Origin of the sequence: Vibrio sp. V39_P1S14PM300, from assembly GCF_009904765.1 — a bacterium.
In the GTDB taxonomy this organism is placed as follows: domain Bacteria; phylum Pseudomonadota; class Gammaproteobacteria; order Enterobacterales; family Vibrionaceae; genus Vibrio; species Vibrio proteolyticus.
Window position 1 is genome coordinate 20,530 of record NZ_WXWP01000179.1, and the last position, 17,750, is coordinate 38,279.

Annotated in this window: 16 protein-coding genes; 7 read left to right on the plus strand and 9 right to left on the minus strand. The window is 52.2% G+C overall.

The window, feature by feature from the left end:
• Positions 1-133: 133 nt before the first annotated feature.
• On the plus strand, positions 134-454 hold the full coding sequence (metJ, locus tag CAG65_RS09040) for a met regulon transcriptional regulator MetJ (protein ID WP_021704543.1): 321 nt from the start codon (positions 134-136) through the stop codon (positions 452-454).
• Between the two features lie 73 nt (positions 455-527).
• On the opposite strand, the gene CAG65_RS09045 is transcribed toward metJ, so the two are convergent.
• Positions 528-1,805 (minus strand): malic enzyme-like NAD(P)-binding protein, encoded by a 1,278-nt coding sequence (locus tag CAG65_RS09045; protein WP_161453418.1) that lies wholly within the window; start codon positions 1,803-1,805, stop codon positions 528-530.
• A gap of 380 nt (positions 1,806-2,185) precedes the next feature.
• Positions 2,186-2,404 carry a 50S ribosomal protein L31 gene (gene rpmE / locus CAG65_RS09050; RefSeq protein WP_021704541.1) on the minus strand — a complete coding sequence of 73 codons (219 nt, stop codon included), beginning with the start codon at positions 2,402-2,404 and terminating at the stop codon, positions 2,186-2,188.
• A 290-nt stretch (positions 2,405-2,694) separates the two neighbouring features.
• Between rpmE and priA the strand changes: the two genes are divergently transcribed.
• The 5 genes from priA to hslU all read left to right on the plus strand — a co-directional run bounded on the left by priA (position 2,695) and on the right by hslU (position 8,980).
• Positions 2,695-4,896, plus strand: coding sequence for a primosomal protein N' (gene priA, locus CAG65_RS09055; protein WP_161453419.1), 2,202 nt, complete (start codon positions 2,695-2,697; stop codon positions 4,894-4,896).
• 342 nt (positions 4,897-5,238) lie between these two features.
• Complete coding sequence (gene cytR, locus CAG65_RS09060; protein ID WP_161453420.1) at positions 5,239-6,246, plus strand: DNA-binding transcriptional regulator CytR; 1,008 nt, start codon at positions 5,239-5,241, stop codon at positions 6,244-6,246.
• 121 nt (positions 6,247-6,367) lie between these two features.
• The gene (locus tag CAG65_RS09065; protein ID WP_021704538.1) at positions 6,368-6,928 is read left to right on the plus strand and encodes an SPOR domain-containing protein; all 561 of its coding nucleotides are present in this window, start codon (positions 6,368-6,370) and stop codon (positions 6,926-6,928) included.
• 135 nt (positions 6,929-7,063) lie between these two features.
• A complete protein-coding gene (hslV, locus tag CAG65_RS09070; protein WP_021704537.1) occupies positions 7,064-7,609 on the plus strand; it encodes an ATP-dependent protease subunit HslV in 546 nt (181 codons plus the stop codon).
• Between the two features lie 39 nt (positions 7,610-7,648).
• The gene (gene hslU, locus CAG65_RS09075; protein WP_021704536.1) at positions 7,649-8,980 is read left to right on the plus strand and encodes an HslU--HslV peptidase ATPase subunit; all 1,332 of its coding nucleotides are present in this window, start codon (positions 7,649-7,651) and stop codon (positions 8,978-8,980) included.
• 61 nt (positions 8,981-9,041) lie between these two features.
• Here hslU and frdD read toward each other — a convergent pair whose 3' ends face one another.
• From frdD to frdA, 4 genes are read right to left on the minus strand one after another with little or no spacing between them, the layout of a single operon-like run.
• Positions 9,042-9,419 (minus strand): fumarate reductase subunit FrdD, encoded by a 378-nt coding sequence (gene frdD / locus CAG65_RS09080; RefSeq protein WP_021704535.1) that lies wholly within the window; start codon positions 9,417-9,419, stop codon positions 9,042-9,044.
• A gap of 12 nt (positions 9,420-9,431) precedes the next feature.
• Positions 9,432-9,815 carry a fumarate reductase subunit FrdC gene (frdC, locus tag CAG65_RS09085; RefSeq protein ID WP_021704534.1) on the minus strand — a complete coding sequence of 128 codons (384 nt, stop codon included), beginning with the start codon at positions 9,813-9,815 and terminating at the stop codon, positions 9,432-9,434.
• 2 nt (positions 9,816-9,817) lie between these two features.
• Positions 9,818-10,576: a succinate dehydrogenase/fumarate reductase iron-sulfur subunit gene (locus CAG65_RS09090; protein ID WP_021704533.1), complete on the minus strand. Its 759-nt coding sequence runs from the start codon at positions 10,574-10,576 to the stop codon at positions 9,818-9,820.
• On the minus strand, positions 10,576-12,396 hold the full coding sequence (gene frdA, locus CAG65_RS09095; RefSeq protein ID WP_161453421.1) for a fumarate reductase (quinol) flavoprotein subunit: 1,821 nt from the start codon (positions 12,394-12,396) through the stop codon (positions 10,576-10,578). Before frdA ends, CAG65_RS09090 begins: the two co-directional genes overlap by 1 nt.
• 391 nt (positions 12,397-12,787) lie before the next feature.
• Between frdA and epmA the strand changes: the two genes are divergently transcribed.
• A complete protein-coding gene (gene epmA / locus CAG65_RS09100; protein ID WP_161453422.1) occupies positions 12,788-13,759 on the plus strand; it encodes an elongation factor P--(R)-beta-lysine ligase in 972 nt (323 codons plus the stop codon).
• Positions 13,760-13,803: 44 nt separating this feature from the next.
• On the opposite strand, the gene CAG65_RS09105 is transcribed toward epmA, so the two are convergent.
• The 3 genes from CAG65_RS09105 to CAG65_RS09115 all read right to left on the minus strand — a co-directional run bounded on the left by CAG65_RS09105 (position 13,804) and on the right by CAG65_RS09115 (position 17,450).
• On the minus strand, positions 13,804-15,846 hold the full coding sequence (locus tag CAG65_RS09105; protein ID WP_237668251.1) for a YjbH domain-containing protein: 2,043 nt from the start codon (positions 15,844-15,846) through the stop codon (positions 13,804-13,806).
• A gap of 159 nt (positions 15,847-16,005) precedes the next feature.
• Positions 16,006-16,896 carry a serine/threonine protein kinase gene (locus CAG65_RS09110; RefSeq protein ID WP_161453424.1) on the minus strand — a complete coding sequence of 297 codons (891 nt, stop codon included), beginning with the start codon at positions 16,894-16,896 and terminating at the stop codon, positions 16,006-16,008.
• A 17-nt stretch (positions 16,897-16,913) separates the two neighbouring features.
• Positions 16,914-17,450 (minus strand): outer membrane beta-barrel protein, encoded by a 537-nt coding sequence (locus CAG65_RS09115; protein ID WP_161453425.1) that lies wholly within the window; start codon positions 17,448-17,450, stop codon positions 16,914-16,916.
• Positions 17,451-17,750: the final 300 nt, after the last annotated feature.

A 17,750-nucleotide genomic window follows, 5' to 3' on the forward strand; every position in this document is an offset into this window, starting at 1 on the left:
CCACTTTACTTTTCAAAAATTAAGACGTCAACACTTCTAGACGTCTATATGTCTTTGCTTATAGCCTTAAATCCCGCTAAAATTCAGCTTTCCTAATTTTTCTTTATACAGATGACAATAACGAAGGTGCGCAATGGCAGACTGGAATGGTGAATACATTAGCCCATACGCGGAACACGGCAAGAAAAGTGAGCAAGTCAAGAAGATCACCGTATCTATTCCGCTGAAAGTATTGAAGGTGTTAACAGACGAACGTACTCGCCGCCAGATCAATAACCTGCGCCATGCGACGAACAGTGAATTGCTGTGTGAAGCGTTTCTGCACGCGTACACCGGTCAGCCGTTACCGACTGATGAAGATTTGCGCAAAGACCGTCCGGACGAAATCCCGACTGAAGCCAAAGCGATCATGACCGCGATGGGCATCGAATTTGAGGCATTTGACGACGAGTAAGCGTCACCTCATCATCACCGGAAAGAAAAAAGGTTGGCCTTCGCCAACCTTTTTTGTGTCGCTATGGGGCGAATTACCCTGCCATGTAGTTGTCTGGCATCGCGATGCGCGCCACACCTGAATCCACCGCGGCCTGAGCAACCGCTTTGGCTACGCGTGGCAGCAGGCGAGAGTCCATCGGTTTTGGAATGATGTAATCTGGACCAAACTCGAGTTTCTCCACTCCGGCCGCGGTCAGAACTTCTGCTGGCACCGGCTCTTTGGCCAGTTCACGGATAGCGTCAACCGCAGCCAGCTTCATCTCGTCATTGATTTCGCTGGCACGAACATCCAGCGCACCACGGAAAATGAATGGGAAACACAGCACGTTGTTGACCTGGTTCGGGTAGTCACTGCGACCGGTACCCATGATCAGATCCTGACGCACCGCGCGCGCCAGCTCTGGTTTGATTTCCGGATCCGGGTTGGAACAGGCGAAGACCACTGGCTTGTCAGCCATCAGTTCGAGCGCTTCCGGTGACAGTAGGTTCGGACCTGACACGCCGAGGAACAGATCGGCACCTTCGATCACGTCTTCCAGGGTGCGTTTGTCGGTGTTGTTGGCGAACAGTTGTTTGTATTCGTTGAGATCATCACGACGGGTATGAATCACACCTTTACGGTCCAGCATGTAGATCTTCTCACGCATGGCGCCACATTTGATCAGCAGCTCCATACACGCCACAGCCGCCGCGCCAGCACCGAGACACACAATCACCGCGTCTTCCAGTTTTTTGCCCTGCAGTTCGATCGCGTTAAGCATACCCGCCGCGGTGACGATGGCGGTGCCGTGTTGGTCGTCGTGAAAAACCGGAACATCACAGCGTTCGATCAGACGTTTTTCAATCTCAAAACAGTCCGGCGCTTTGATGTCTTCCAGGTTGATGCCGCCAAACGTGTCGGCAATATTAGCTACGGTGTCGACAAATTCGTCGATCGTGCGGTGTTTTACTTCAATATCAATCGAATCAAGGCCAGCAAAGCGTTTAAACAGCAGGGCTTTACCTTCCATAACAGGTTTCGATGCAAGTGGTCCCAGATTACCCAGGCCAAGAATTGCTGTTCCGTTGGAGATCACAGCGACCATGTTGCCTTTGGCGGTGTACTTGTACACGTTATCGGCATTCTGGGCGATTTCACGCACCGGTTCCGCAACGCCCGGGCTGTATGCCAGCGCCAGATCTTTTGCCGTTTCGGCTGGAGTGGTGAGAGCAACGGAAATTTTTCCCGGCGCAGGAAACGCATGATAATCAAGCGCTTGTTGACGCAGCTGTTCTTCGGGGGTCAATTCTTGGCGATTGTCGTCGGACATAGGTGTAGGTACTCACTTTAATAATTGTTAGAAATTCAATCGGGGAAATAGTCCATTCCACCTCGAAAGCGTTTCGTCGGCGACAAAAAACAGCATATTGCGCTGGGAAGCAACAGGTGGTTTGGGTCTTCATTCTAATGGATGTGATTAGAACTTCCTAGGCAGGATTGCGAGTCATGTCATTAAAACCCTGCAAATTGCCGCTGATAAGACCAGCTCAAAGAGTAATCACTCGCGCTGTTGCGGTGGCGATGGATTAATCTCCGGTAATGGACGGGTATTTCGGAATATCGTTGCTGGAGGAGAAAAACAAAGAAAGAAGCGGCTGATCAAAAAAGGACGCCGTAGCGTCCTTTTTCATATTCGGCATGAAGAAGTGATTACTTCTTGCTTGATAGAGCACCGAAACGCTTGTTAAAGCGATCAACACGGCCGCCAGTATCAACGATACGTTGCTTACCAGTGTAGAATGGGTGACATTTGTCACATACGTCCAAGTGGATTGACTCTTTAGCCAGAGTTGAGTTGAACTCAAAAGAGTTACCGCAAGAACAAGTCGCTTTAATTGCTTTGTATTCTGGGTGGATACCAGCTTTCATGGGAGAACCTCAATATTGGGCCGTGTCGCTATCCGAATCGGAGCCGGACACCACACGTAGTTAAAAAACACAGTTCGGATACCGCTGTCGTATGACAAGCCATATCCTAAGGCGCGATATAGTAATGAATCACTCGGGACGGATCAACTGATTTTGTGCGAAATCTGCCACTTTTTTATACGATTCTGTGGTCCTGGCGGGCAGGGAGCCGGAGGGATCACGGCTAGCCTTCCCCGGTTGATTCTTTTAGACTGTCCCTCTTCCCTCATTTGTCGTTAAAGCTGAAATTTATGCGTCCATCCATTGCTCGAGTTGCGCTTCCTGTTCCGTTGGATAAGCAGTTCGACTATTTGATCCCCAGCCATCTGTTTCCTGTGGTCGGCGGGCGTGTCTCGGTGCCGTTTGGCCGTCAGACGCTGGTGGGGATTGTGACGGCGATGGTCAATGAATCCAGTTTCCCACGCGAACAACTCAAACCGCTCAAAGCCGTGCTGGATTTGCAGCCAGTGTGGCCGTCTAACCTTTATGCGCTGCTTAACTGGTGTAGCCAGTTCTATCAGTACCCACTTGGCGAAACGCTGAGTAATGCCCTGCCGGGGGCATTGCGAAAAGGCAAAGCGGCGGATTTTGCATCACTGGTGGAGTGGCGCATGACGGAAGCCGGCAAAAATCAGTTACTCACCGGTTTTGGCCGGGCGGTGAAACAGGCCCGGGTGATGCAGATGCTGGAACAAGGGGCGGTCTCTCATCAGTATTTTATAGATGAGGAGATCGCTACCAGTGTATTACGTACACTGGAAGAGAAGGGCTGGATTGAGTCGCATGAACACAAGCCCCAGGCTCAGCCCTGGCCGGCAGAAGTGGAAGCCGATGTCGATAAGCCGAAGCTGAACGCCGAGCAGGCGGTGGCGATTGCAACCGTCAACAGCACCCCCGGCTTTGGGTGTTATCTGCTGGAGGGGGTAACCGGGTCCGGCAAGACTGAGGTTTATCTCAATCTGATCAAGCCGGTACTGGCGCAGGGGCGTCAGGCGTTGGTACTGGTACCGGAAATTGGTTTGACACCGCAAACCATTAACCGTTTTCGCAAGCGCTTTAATGTGCCGGTTGCGGTGATGCACTCTGGCCTGAATGACACTGAGCGCCTCAATGCCTGGCTGGCCGCGCGTGACAAGATGGCCGGGATTGTGATTGGTACCCGCTCGGCGCTGCTGACGCCGTTCGCCAACCTCGGGATTATCATTGTTGATGAAGAGCACGACGCCTCCTACAAACAACAGGACAGCTTGCGCTACCACGCCCGCGATGTGGCGGTGATGCGAGCGGCCAAAGAGCAGATCCCGATCATTTTAGGCTCTGCGACTCCGGCACTGGAAACGCTGCACAATGCGCTGAGCGGCAAATACCACCACCTGACACTGACCCAGCGTGCCGGCGTGGCAACCGCGACCACGAACAAGGTATTGGACGTCAAGGGGTTGTATCTGGACAGTGGCCTCTCGGCACCGCTGATGGCAGAGATGCGCCGTCATTTAAGCGCAGGGAATCAGGTGATGCTGTTTCTTAACCGGCGCGGCTTTTCGCCTGCGCTAATGTGTCATGAATGTGGCTGGATTGCGGAATGCCAACGCTGTGACGCCTATTACACCTTCCACCAGTACAGCAGTGAAATCCGTTGCCACCATTGTGGTTCACAACGACCAGTGATCCATCAGTGCCAGGGCTGCGGTTCCACACATCTGGTGACCGTCGGAGTTGGCACCGAGCAATTGGAGGCCAAACTGGCGGAACTGTTTCCGGAGTACCGGGCGATCCGGATTGACCGTGACAGTACCCGGCGAAAAGGCAGCCTGGAGAGTGCGCTGGAGGCGATCCGCAAAGGGGAGTATCAGATCTTGATCGGGACGCAGATGCTGGCCAAGGGACATCACTTTCCGGACGTGACCTTAGTCGGTTTGCTGGATGTGGACGGTTCGCTGTACAGCAGTGACTTCCGTGCTTCCGAACGTCTGGCGCAGCTGTTTATTCAGGTCGCCGGGCGGGCGGGGCGGGCGAGTAAACCCGGTGAGGTGGTGCTGCAGACTCACCATCCGGAGCACAGCCTGTTGCAGGCGCTGGTGCATAAAAGCTACGCGGATTTTGCTCAGACAGCGTTACAAGAGCGCAAAACCGCGCAACTGCCGCCTTATACTTTCCTGACGCTGCTGCGTGCTGAAGCCAACCAGGCTGAACTGGTTGAGGACTTTTTACGACAGGTACGTCATACCCTGGAGGCCCATCCTCTGTTTGATGACTTGTGTCTGGTGCTGGGGCCGACGCCAGCGCCGCTGGCCCGCCGTGCGGGTAAGTCACGTTGGCAACTGTTATTGCAAACTCAAACCCGCTCCCAGATGCAGAAATTGCTCGCCAGCGCCCGGCCAGCGATTGAGCTGCTCCCGGCCGCGAAGAAAGTGCGCTGGTCACTGGATATTGATCCACAAGATTTAAGCTGATGTCACTGCGGCGCTGGAAATCGTCAAAGCGACCGAAATGAGGTAAACGTTTGCTTTATAGCGTCACGGCGTGCGTTTCTTGTTATCGGTTTGTGATTGAGGTCACGAACGTGATGAAATAATTGTTAATCTGCCCGTAACTTTATGAGCAGAAATGAATAAACTAGGGTGTGTTCATGTGGAAACGTTACGCAGGTCAAAAATTATAACGCGTGACTTCCGTATGCGAAAAACCGATTGCAGCACACAGTCACCGAGCAGGTACAAACCTGCCGCTCAGTTACATTAACAACGTAGGTGTGGTCAGTCCGCACGCAAAGGAATTGAAGAGGGTTAATTTTTATGGCGACAATGAAGGATGTTGCCCAGCTCGCAGGAGTGTCGACAGCAACCGTTTCAAGGGCGCTGATGAATCCGGAAAAAGTGTCTTCATCCACAAGGAAGCGGGTTGAAGAAGCGGTACTGGAAGCTGGCTATTCACCTAACTCTTTGGCGCGAAATCTTCGTCGAAACGAATCCAAAACCATCGTCGCGATTGTGCCTGATATTTGCGATCCGTATTACACCGAAATTATCCGCGGTATCGAAGATGCTGCAATGGAGCACGGATACCTGGTCCTGCTCGGAGACAGCGGGCAACAGAAAAAACGTGAGTCCTCGTTTGTGAATCTGGTGTTCACCAAACAAGCGGACGGCATGCTGCTGCTGGGGACCGATCTGCCGTTTGACGTCAGTAAGCCCGAGCAGAAGAACCTGCCGCCGATGGTGATGGCGTGTGAGTTTGCGCCTGAGCTGGAACTGCCCACAGTGCACATCGATAACCTGACTTCGGCGTTTGAAGCCGTGAACTATCTGACTCAGATGGGACACAAGCGCATTGCGCAAATCTCCGGGCCGGAACATGCGTTTTTGTGCCAGTTCCGTCATCAGGGCTACCAACAAGCCCTGCGTCGTGCTGGCATTGCGATGAATCCGAGTTACACCATCAGTGGGGATTTCTCGTTTGAAGCTGGCGCCAAAGCGGTGCGCACTTTGCTGGCTTTGCCGGAGCCACCGACCGCGATTTTCTGTCACAACGACACCATGGCGATCGGTGCTATTCAGGAAGCCAAGAAACTGGGGACTCGAGTGCCTCAGGAGCTGTCGGTGGTGGGTTTTGATGACATCACCTTTGCCCAGTATTGCGATCCGCCGCTGACAACCATTTCTCAGCCAAGGTATGAGATCGGCCGACAGGCGATGCTGATGATGCTGGAGCTGTTACGTGGCCATGATGTGCACGCCGGCTCTCGCTTACTGGAGACTAGCCTTGTGATCCGCGACAGCGTCGCACCGCCCATGTTGCGCTGAATGATTCTCCGGTAAAATCCTGTGATATTCGCTGTGGTTTTACCGGATGTCATTCCACTCTGTTATCTGCCGACAATCTGAATTACCATGTGGGCAGATTTGTTAACCTTGATGTATAACAGTGGCAAATAGAGATTATGTAAAACGTGGCCGTGGCACCAACAACAAAAAAGCTCCGGCCCGCAAAAAACAACCTTCCCGTGGTAAACCATGGCGCAGCGGCTTACTGGCTATCGTGCTGGTAAGTGGTTTCGGCTATGGGCTGTACACTTTGAGCAACGATCCGGAGCCGCCGGAACCAACGGTTACGCAAACCGCCACAACGGTGAGCAAACCGAAGTCGTCGGAAAAAGTCCTGCCCCCACCACCGGAAGAGCGCTGGGACTATGTCGATTCTCTGCCGAAACGTGAAATTGAAGTTGAAGCCAAAGAGCTGCAGGTGTCCAAAATTCCTTATGTGATGCAATGCGGCGCGTACAAGCAGCAAGGTCAGGCGGAAGAGCGTAAGGTCAACATTGCTTTTCAGGGGCTCAACAGTAAAGTGGTCAAACGACCGAACAGTAGCTGGTACCGTGTGGTGCTCGGACCTTACACCACCAAACGCGAAGCGGTGCGCGATCAGCACAAGTTGCAGCGTGCGAAAATTGAGCCGTGCATGATATTCCGCGAAAGCGAATACTGAATCTCTTCCCTCTGTCCCCGGCCTTGTCCGGGGACAGACGTTTTCGGCACCAGGCCAACCTCGCCCCTTGATTTCCTCTATGCTTAACCTCATATAAAACGTAACTCCCAGTGAAATAAATATGAGGCCCTACACGTGACTACTATCGTTTCTGTACGTCGTAATAATAAAGTGGTTATCGCGGGTGACGGACAAGTCTCTCTTGGTAATACCGTAATGAAGGGTAATGCACGCAAGGTGCGTCGTCTGTACAACAACAAAGTGTTGGCGGGCTTTGCCGGCGGTACCGCCGACGCGTTTACGCTGTTCGAGCGCTTTGAAAGTAAGCTGCAGATGCACCAGGGCCATCTGACCAAAGCGGCGGTGGAACTGGCCAAAGACTGGCGCAGTGACCGGGCGCTGCGTCGTCTGGAAGCGATCCTGGCGGTGGCGGATGAAACTGCGTCGCTGATCATCACCGGTAACGGGGATGTGGTCGAGCCGGAGCACGATTTGATCGCCATTGGCTCTGGTGGCAATTTTGCCCAGGCTGCGGCTGTCGCCTTGCTGGAAAACACCGATCTGGGTGCGCGCGAGATCGCCGAAAAAGCCCTTAAGATTGCTGGCGATATCTGTGTGTTCACTAACCATAATCAGACTATCGAAGAGCTCGATATCCCGGCGGATCACGCGGCGGAATAACCTAGATAGTGTTGCGATAAAGAATTGAAGGAATTCCCTATGTCTGAAATGACTCCACGCGAAATTGTCCATGAACTGAACCGTCACATTATCGGTCAGGAAAATGCCAAGCGCTCAGTAGCGATTGCGCTACGAAACCGCTGGCGCCGGATGCAACTGGAAGAAAGCCTGCGTGTTGAAGTGACGCCGAAAAATATCCTGATGATTGGCCCGACCGGGGTGGGTAAAACGGAGATTGCCCGTCGTCTGGCGAAGCTGGCGAATGCGCCGTTCATCAAGGTCGAAGCGACCAAATTCACCGAAGTCGGTTACGTGGGTAAAGAGGTGGAAACCATTATCCGGGATCTGACGGATGTGGCGGTGAAAATGACCCACCAACAAGCGATGGAAAAAGTGAAATTCCGCGCGGAAGAGCATGCGGAAGAGCGAATTCTGGATGCTTTGTTGCCTCCGGCGCGGGATGCCTGGGGACAAAATGAGCAAAGTGAAGATCAGTCTCACACGCGTCAGGTGTTCCGCAAGAAATTGCGTGAGAACAAGCTCGACGATAAAGAGATCGAAATTGATGTCGCGGCGCCGCAGATGGGGGTGGAGATCATGGCTCCTCCGGGTATGGAAGAGATGACCAACCAGCTGCAAGGCATGTTTGCCAACCTCGCCGGTGACACCACCAAAAAGCGTAAGATGAAAATCAAAGACGCGCTGAAAGCCCTGACTGAAGAAGAAGCGGCCAAGATGGTCAATCAGGAAGAGCTGAAAGAGCAGGCGATCTACAACGTAGAAAACCACGGTATCGTGTTTATCGATGAGATCGATAAGATTTGTAAGCGTGGGGAAAGCTCTGGGCCGGATGTGTCTCGTGAAGGGGTACAGCGTGACCTGCTGCCGCTGATCGAAGGCAGTACTGTGTCAACCAAGCATGGTATGGTTAAAACCGACCACATTCTGTTTATTGCATCAGGGGCATTCCAGGTCGCTCGTCCGTCGGATCTGATCCCGGAACTGCAGGGGCGTCTGCCTATCCGAGTTGAATTGGAAGCGCTGTCGAGCGATGACTTTAAGCGTATCCTGACAGAGCCGAAAGCCTCGTTGACGGAACAGTACATCGCGCTGATGAAAACTGAAGATGTGAACGTTGAGTTTACCGATGATGGCATCAAGCAAATTGCTGAGGCGGCCTGGCAAGTGAACGAAACCACCGAAAACATCGGTGCTCGTCGTCTGCACACGGTGATGGAGCGTCTGATGGATGAAATCTCGTTTGATGCGACTGATAAACCGGGCAGTAAGGTGACCATTGATGCCAGCTATGTTCAGGCGCGCCTGGGTGAGTTTGTGGAAGACGAAGATTTGAGCCGTTTCATTTTGTAAGCGAGTGCGAACGATGCAAAAAAGCCGACCAGAAGGTCGGCTTTTTTATGTCGGTCAGGCGTTAAATCATAAAGATAAACACCACCGCCAGCGCCGAAATAATGCCGGCAAAGGCGTAGCAAGCGATCTTACCGACTACGCCGGTGTGAAATTGCAGGTCATGCATACCGTGGTGAACTCGGTGCATGGCATGCCACATCGGCAGCGCTAAGGTGGCGATGATAAACAGCGCACCGATAATGCTGGTGGCAAAACTGCTGACCCGCTCGTAGCTCAGCGCATCGGCTTCAATGACCCCAAGTGGGGCCAGAATCCCCAATACCAGAATGGTCACCGGCGTGATCATGGCAAACCAGGTGCCGCCCGCACCAAACAGGCTCCACCAGACCGGTTCGTCAGAACGTTTGGGTGAACGGTTGACGTGATAACTTGTGTTCATATGCAACGCTCCTTACACGATGATGAGTACGATCAGGGAAATGAAGGCCACTGCCGCCCACTGAGCCAGAACGATGAGTTTCTTATCCACCGGTTTGCCACCAAGACGGATCGGCATCACCTGTGGCATCATGCTGAAAAACGTCTGGGCATGGAACAGGCTACCGGCCAGCGCGACGATGTTGATCGCGACCACCACTGGATTGGCCATAAATGCCAGCCAGCTTTGCCAGGCTTCCGGTCCTTTCACCAAGGTTCCAAGACCGACGGTCAGGAACAGCGTAAACAGGATCAGCGGCAGTACGGTGGCTTCACGCAGCATATAGAAGCGGTAAAACGGATGGTCTTTCCACCAAGTGCGTTTCATTTCACGTACGTACGGTTTACGGTTACTCATCCTTATGCCTCCTCTTTGGCGGGTGTGCCGTCTGGTTTGAGCATCGCGATCACAAAGTCCATGGACGAGGCCACTTTGCCTTGGTTAACCGCCGCGGCCGGGTCGACATGTTTAGGGCACACCTCAGAGCAGTAACCGACAAACGTACAGCCCCAGGCCCCGTTTTCTCCATTGATCAGCTTCATTCGCTCCGCCTGGCCATTATCACGGCTGTCGAGGTTGTAACGATGAGCCAGAGTCAAGGCCGCCGGGCCGATAAATTCCGGATTGAGACCGAACTGAGGACATGCTGCATAGCACAGACCACAGTTGATACAACCCGCGAACTGTTTGTATTTGGCCATCTGCTCTGGAGTCTGCAGGTTGGTCCCGTCTTCCGGTTTACGATCGTTACCGATGATGTAAGGTTTGATCGCTTCCAGGCGTTCGATGAACGGGGTCATGTCGACGATCAGATCTTTTTCAATCGGGAAGTTGGCCAGCGGCTCAATTTTGACCCCGTTCGGGTAGTCACGCAGAAAACTCTTACACGCCAGTTTAGGCACGCCGTTGACCATGATGCCGCAAGAGCCACAGATGGCCATCCGGCAAGACCAGCGATAGGAGAGATCTTTGTCGAGATGATCTTTGATATAGCCAATTGCGTCGAGGACCGACATGGTTTCATCAAACGGTACTTCAAAGCTTTGCAGATGCGGCTCTGCGTCTTTTTCCGGGTCGTAGCGCAGAATGTCGACTTTCTGAATTCTGTTTGCGGACATTAGGCCTGCTCCTCTGAGTTAGTTGCTTGAGCCTGCTTAGCGGCTTCCTCGGCCGCAGCTTTCTCTGCCGCTTCGCCGTACAAACGGGCTTTAGGCTGAGATTTCGTGATGGTTACCTTGCTGTAATCAATGCTTGGCGCTGTGCCATCATTGAAAAATGCCAGCGAGTGTTTGAGGAATTGGTCATCGTCACGTTCAGTGCAGCCTTCATCGAGACGCTGGTGAGCGCCGCGTGACTCGGTACGCAAAATCGCTGAGTGAACCATGGCTTCGGCGACTTCGAGGCCATAACCGACTTCTATCGCGTACAGCAGGTCGGTGTTAAACACTTTTCCTTTGTCTTTGATGCTGATGTGCTTGTAACGCTCTTTCAGCTCGGCCAGTTTCTCAATCGTTGCCTGCATCAGATCTTCCTGACGATAGATGCCGCAACCCGCTTCCATGGTGTGACCCATTTCAGTGCGGATATCCGCCCAGTTTTCGTCACCTTCCTGATTCATCAGTGCCTGAATGCGTTCTTCCACCGCTTTGACCTGAGCGTGGATAGCTTCGTCATTCCAGCCGTTAAACTGCGCGGCGCGTTTGACGGCATTTTCACCCGCCACGCGACCAAAGACGACAAACTCGGCCAGAGAGTTCGAACCCAGACGGTTGGCACCATGCAGGCCGACAGAGGCACATTCACCCACGGCAAACAGACCTTTGATACGTGTTTCACACTCTTTGTCGGTTTCAATGCCCCCCATGGTGTAGTGCACGGTCGGGCGAATCGGGATTGGTTCTTTGGCGGGGTCGACGTTGACGTACGCTTTGGCCAGCTCACAGATGAACGGCAGACGCTCTTGTAAGTACTCTTCACCGAGGTGGCGTAAGTCGAGGTGGACGACATCCCCCAGCGGGTGTTTGATGGTGTTGCCTTTTTGCTGTTCATGCCAGAACGCCTGAGAGACTTTGTCGCGTGGCCCCAGCTCCATGTATTTGTTTTTCGGCTGACCAACCGGAGTCTCCGGGCCCATGCCGTAATCTTGGAGATAGCGGTAGCCGTTCTTATTGACGATGATACCACCTTCACCCCGGCAACCTTCGGTCATCAGGATCCCGGTACCTGGCAGACCGGTGGGGTGGTACTGGACAAATTCCATGTCACGCAGTGGTACGCCATGACGGTACGCCATCGCCATGCCGTCCCCAGTCACGATGCCACCGTTGGTGTTACAGTGGTAAACGCGGCCCGCGCCGCCGGTCGCTAGGACCACGGATTTGGCTTTGATGGTCACCAGTTCGCCTTCCGCCATATGGATGGCGATCAGACCCTGGACTTCGCCCTCATCAACAAGCAGATCCACCACAAAGTATTCGTCAAAACGTTTGATGTTGCTGTACTTCATGGATGTCTGGAATAGGGTGTGCAGCATGTGGAAACCGGTTTTGTCGGCCGCGAACCAGGTGCGTTCAACTTTCATGCCGCCAAAACGGCGCACGTTGACTTCACCGTTTTCTTTGCGGCTCCACGGGCAACCCCACTGTTCCATTTGGATCATTTCGCGGGTCGCGTTTTCGACAAAGTATTCAACAACATCCTGTTCACACAGCCAGTCGCCACCGCCAACGGTATCGTTGAAGTGGTTGTCCAGGCTGTCTTCATCCTTGATAACTGCTGCGGAGCCACCCTCGGCAGCGACCGTATGGGAACGCATAGGGTAAACTTTAGAAATCAATGCGATCTCTAAGTCCGGGTTTGCTTCAGCCGCTGCAATAGCAGTACGAAGACCGGCGCCGCCTGCGCCGATGACTGCGATATCTGTGGTGATAGTTTGCACAGTTATCCTCCAGTGTATGAATGCGGAAAATCCGCTTGTTATTGTGAGTGGGGATTTCCCCAAAAGTGGTAGGGTTAGTGTAGGAGAGGATGGTGTCAGAAAAATTGATGTATTTAGGTTTTTCCTCCGGAAATGCATACAAGGGCATAAAATTTACAGGTTATGTGATAGCTATCACGGCAGGGAGGTATCTGTTCGTAAGTTACCGTTATTCCTAGTGTTAATCATTTGTTGCCAGTGAAAATCGATGTCAATAAGTGGCAGGGAAATCGTATTGAGATTTGTTTGTAGTACGTAAAATGGTTGCCTCATGGTAGGGAAAAGCCACTTGCATTGGCGGACAAAACTGCTAATTTGCCCGCCAGCGACGCATTATTGAGGACACAGTAAAATGCAACCCAATTGGCAACCGACCGCCACTGTTGAGCAGTTAAAACAACGTGCGCATTTGCTTAGAGACATCCGCCAATTTTTTCAGCAGCGCGACGTGCTGGAAGTGGACACCCCGGCCATGAGTCACGCCACGGTGACAGACATTCATCTGCATACATTTCAGACTGAGTTTGTTGGCCCGGGGTATGCGAATGGCCGCAAGCTGTATTTTATGACCAGCCCTGAATTTCACATGAAGCGTCTGCTGGCGGCTGGCAGTGGTTGTATTTACCAGATTGCGAAAGCGTTTCGTAACGAGGAAAGTGGTCGTTACCACAATCCGGAATTTACCATGCTGGAGTGGTACCGGGTGGGCTTCGATCATCATCTGTTGATGGACGAAATGGATCAACTGCTGCAATTGACGATAAAGTGCCACGCTGCCCAGCGCATGACCTATCAGCAGGCGTTTTTGCAGGTGCTCAAGGTGTGTCCGCTGGAAGGCAGCATGGCGGAGCTCAAAGCCGTAGCGGCCACGCTGGGGTTAAATGATATCGCTGAGCCAGAGCAGAATCGGGATACTCTGTTGCAACTGCTGTTCAGTATCGGGATTGAGCCAAAAATAGGCCAGCAGGCACCGGTGTTTGTGTACGACTTTCCTGCCTCGCAGGCCGCGCTGGCCCGAGTCAGCCCGGCAGATCGCCGCGTCGCGGAGCGATTTGAAGTCTATTTCAAAGGGATTGAGCTGGCGAATGGCTTCCATGAGCTGGATAACCCTCAGGAGCAATTGCGCCGCTTTGAACAGGATAACGCCAAGCGTATCGAGGTGGGACTGTTGCCTCAGCCGATTGACCACCATCTGATCGCGGCACTGGAAGCCGGCTTACCGCCATGTGCGGGTGTGGCATTGGGGATCGATCGCTTGATTATGCTGGCTCTTAACTGTGACCATATTGATCAGGTTACCGCGTTTCCTTTCCCGCGCGCATAAAAAAGCCCCAATAATGGGGCTTTTTTCGATACGAAATACGCCGATTATAAGGTGGTATCCAGATATTTCAGGTAGGCGTTGCGCAGTCGCTGAGTGTTTTCCGCGTAATACAGTTTTCCGCTACGACCACGGTTATGATACTCACGGCTGATGTCGTGCTGGAAGGTGACTGCATTACCCAAACCGGTATTGAGATTGTTGTGCGAATCGCCTACTCGGCTTTGCACCGCATAGGTGAACTGATCGATGCCGCGCAGCTGGACATAATCTGGTGCCATCCCGCGCCAGAACGTCAGTGGGATGCCGATCGAGACCGTTACGAACTGTTCCCCTTCATTGCTGTGTTCTGCTTCAGAATACAGATAACTGGCATCGATACTGACGTCGCCTAGCCAGTGACGGGTGGTGATTTTCACCCCTTGATCGCCCTGCCAGAACTCTCCGGCTTGCCCCGTCAACTGCCAGTTCCACTCTGGTACTGACAAGGTATATGAGCCAAGCACGGTGTCGCGCTTAATGGTGGTGGCCCCCTTATCATTTTCAAAATGGCTCAAATGCAGGGCGAACGTATGTCGGCTATCTGGTGAGGCGAGCTGGGTTTCATTGGCGATGCCGAGATAGTCTCTACGGATCATGCCGACTGACGTTTGGTTCATCAGGTTATATGGCAGGTTGAAGGTTTGATGAAACAGAGCCCGGTCGATTTCATTTTCAAACGCTTCGTCTCCCCAGATAGCGTCGTCGTCAAAATCATCGCTGTTGGCAATCGGGGCGTAGTGACGCACATCGATGGCTGCGCCTTGCCAGAGTGAGGTATACAGGTTGGTGGACAGCGCTAATGAGTAATCCAACACACCGTACTCTGTGGCATCGCGATGATAAAGAGCCGGAGAGAGGATCACCTGACTGCGGCCAAAGCTGCTGCGATCAGCCTGCGAATGAAACTGTGCCAACGCGTACTGGCGTTGCACGGCGTGATCGGTGATCGCCAGATCGTCACACGGGATACCACTTTGCAGGAACTGGCGATAACACGCGGCTGACGCGCGGGCTTGCGTCACCGGCACGTCGTTGACCAGCATAAACAGGTTGAATTGTCCCTGTTCTGGGTTCTTGAGTTTGAGATCGCGGAACAGGTGTTCACCGGCATGAGCGGCGATAATACCCATTGCTACGCCCAGTCCATCCGCTTGGTTGCGGTTATAGCGTCGGTTTTCCACAGATACGTTCAAAGTGTCGTCGTCCTGACTGAAACGGACATTGAGGAAGCCTTCGTTGATTAATGCCTGGCGCAATTGGGTTAAGCTGGCACTCTGGTGTTGATGCAGTGCGACTTCTACTTTGTCTTCCAGTGTCAGATCATGATTGAGACGGGTCAGCGTATTGCTGTCTGTGCCCACCAGTGGGATAGCGGCGGCCAGAGACCACATCTGATTATCGCTGTCCTGATTGGAGTATGCTTCGTATTGCAACGATAATTGCGCATCCAGCGGCAGCCACTTTTCTGGGGTAAACAGCTTGATCCCGGCGTTGTAATTGGCTGAATCGTATTCGGCGATGATCTGGGCAAAGGACAGCGGTTGAACTTCGATGCTGGCAAACGGGCCATCGAGGATGCCGTCCACCAGATCCGACTGGCCAATACCTCCGCTAAAACGCACCGGATAGTCTTTGAGTTCATAATCGGCGACAGCGTAGTACACATTAAAGTTGTTGGCGGCACCGCCCAGATCCTGAACGCCAATGGCAACATTCAGCCCGGTCCAGTCGTAAACAAACGGCAGTTGGTATTTGGCTGATGCAGATAAATCTCGTATACCACACCCATATTCCGTAAACCCTTTACAATCATAGGTTTTGGTAACAATGCGACCACTGGCTTCAATGCCGGGAAACAGGCCTGCTCCAATCAGCAGTTCGTCGACATCATCACGGGCTTGCCGATAAGGAACCCCCTGACCGTATTTGAATAGAATGTCACCGCGGTCCATCACCTGAGCATTGGGCACCAACAAAGCACCGGTATAAGACTGAGAAGAAGGCAGGTTATCCATGCCCGCAGAAACTGTGCCGCATACTGCGGACATAAGTGAAGCCAGAGAGCAGGCTCGGAAATTAGGAAATTCCATATAATACGACTTTAAAGAGAGCAAAGCTCAGGCTAGTTGGGTTAAGCCTGATCCGATAAATGAGAAATAAAGAACTCCTGCAAGCAGGAGTTCTTTATGCGAATGGCTGTGATGCGATTAATCGCCGGTACCGCCGCCGTTATCTTCACCGCCGGTTCCACCGGTTCCACCGGTTGCTGGTGGTTCTGTGGTATCGACTGGCTTGGATGGTTTGGCTTCCGGCAGTGTGATAACAATGTCTTTGCCCGGATTGCTGACAACGTCGTTGATCACGGTCGTGTCTGCGGTAAAATCGAGGTAGATTTCGTCGTCACCTGAGCCCGATTTCGGGTAGTTCGGATAGGTTTTAATCACTTCATTCGCGATTTTTTTCGCCGCTTGTGCGACGTTGTCTGCTGAAGCGTTCGGGCTTACGACCAGCACGTCAGACAGAACGGCAGTGGTCGCTCTAACCTGCGCAACCAGAGATGCGTTGCTCAGTTGTGTCTCCAGAACATTTTCGGTGTTCAGCAGCAGTTGTTCTACGCTGATACCCGTGCTGTTGGTGACATCCAGACCCAGATCGCTGAGTACTTCAATCGCTGCAGATTCAGTGTATTCGGCATCGCCCAATTTGTTGGCAATCAGTGTAGTCAGTGGCGATGCGGTGACAATGCTGCCTGCTTTAGCCAGTCCGCGAGGAATTTTATAGCTGACTTTACTCATGTCTTTACCATTAGACATATCCACCGCACCAGTGGCACCAGTAAAAGTGAACGAACAGGTATCTGGTGTATTCACAACGGTTGTATTGGTAATTTTAACGATACCGTCATTGTCTGTGGTACCCGCAGAGCCGCTCGTCCCGTTGTCACATGAATAGCTGGCATTCATGCCACGTACCGCTGGGTCATAAGCCATCACGCTGTGAGACGCATCTTCCGGGGTTACGCTGTTGTCGTTGTCACTGCCGCCACAGGCTGCCAGCATGGAGCATGCAACCGCAGCTGCTAAAATTTTCATTTTCATGTTTTCGTCTCTTTCCATTACCAAGAATAAGATAGAAGTAGGTTGCCAACCCCGATATTCGTGCCACCAATATCGGCATACACCTGATACTCAAGACCTAAATCGAACTGTTGAGTCAGTGCGTATTGCGCACCAAACGCCAGAGTAGGGGACACATCGCTGTCATCGGATTCGACGCCCGAACCATTTGCCTGCCAGTCGTAAATGCTGATGCCGCCTTTCGCGTACAAAGAAAAAGCATCCGTGACGTTACCCGATACTTTCAGCAAGAGGTCAAAACTGCTGGCTTCGTAGCTGCCATTTACGTCTTTTAGATCAAATTCACCTAAATAGTTGTATCCAGCTTCTACGGCTAACGCCGGCAATAAACGATAACCGGCGTAAATACCGTAAGCTGTGTCGGTATCGTCAATACCGGTCCAGTTAGTGACCGCTCGATCCACACCATCTAAATGTGAAACCCCAGCCTTGAGACCTGCATAAAACTGATTATCTGCCAAAGCGGACGCAGAGAGCAGCAACGTACTTAACGTTGCGCTTGTTATTAACTTCATTGTTTTTCCTCTGTTGGGCGAACAAGAATAAATGCAGGGCTCAATATTAAGTCAGAGCACGCAGTGACTGGTTGGGCTCAGTCAAAATAACATCGTTACCTGCTTAATTTTTAATCCAATAGTTAAGGTGGATTTTTTACCATTTAACCTCAAGATTAATAGGATTCTATATGTATAAAATCTGTTCATCAACACAATGTATTTATTTTACAGATGATTAACTGATAATTTAAAAATTAAATCTGACTAAAAACGGAATGGATATTAAATCAATAGCATGAGTTTTTATATTAGTGTTTG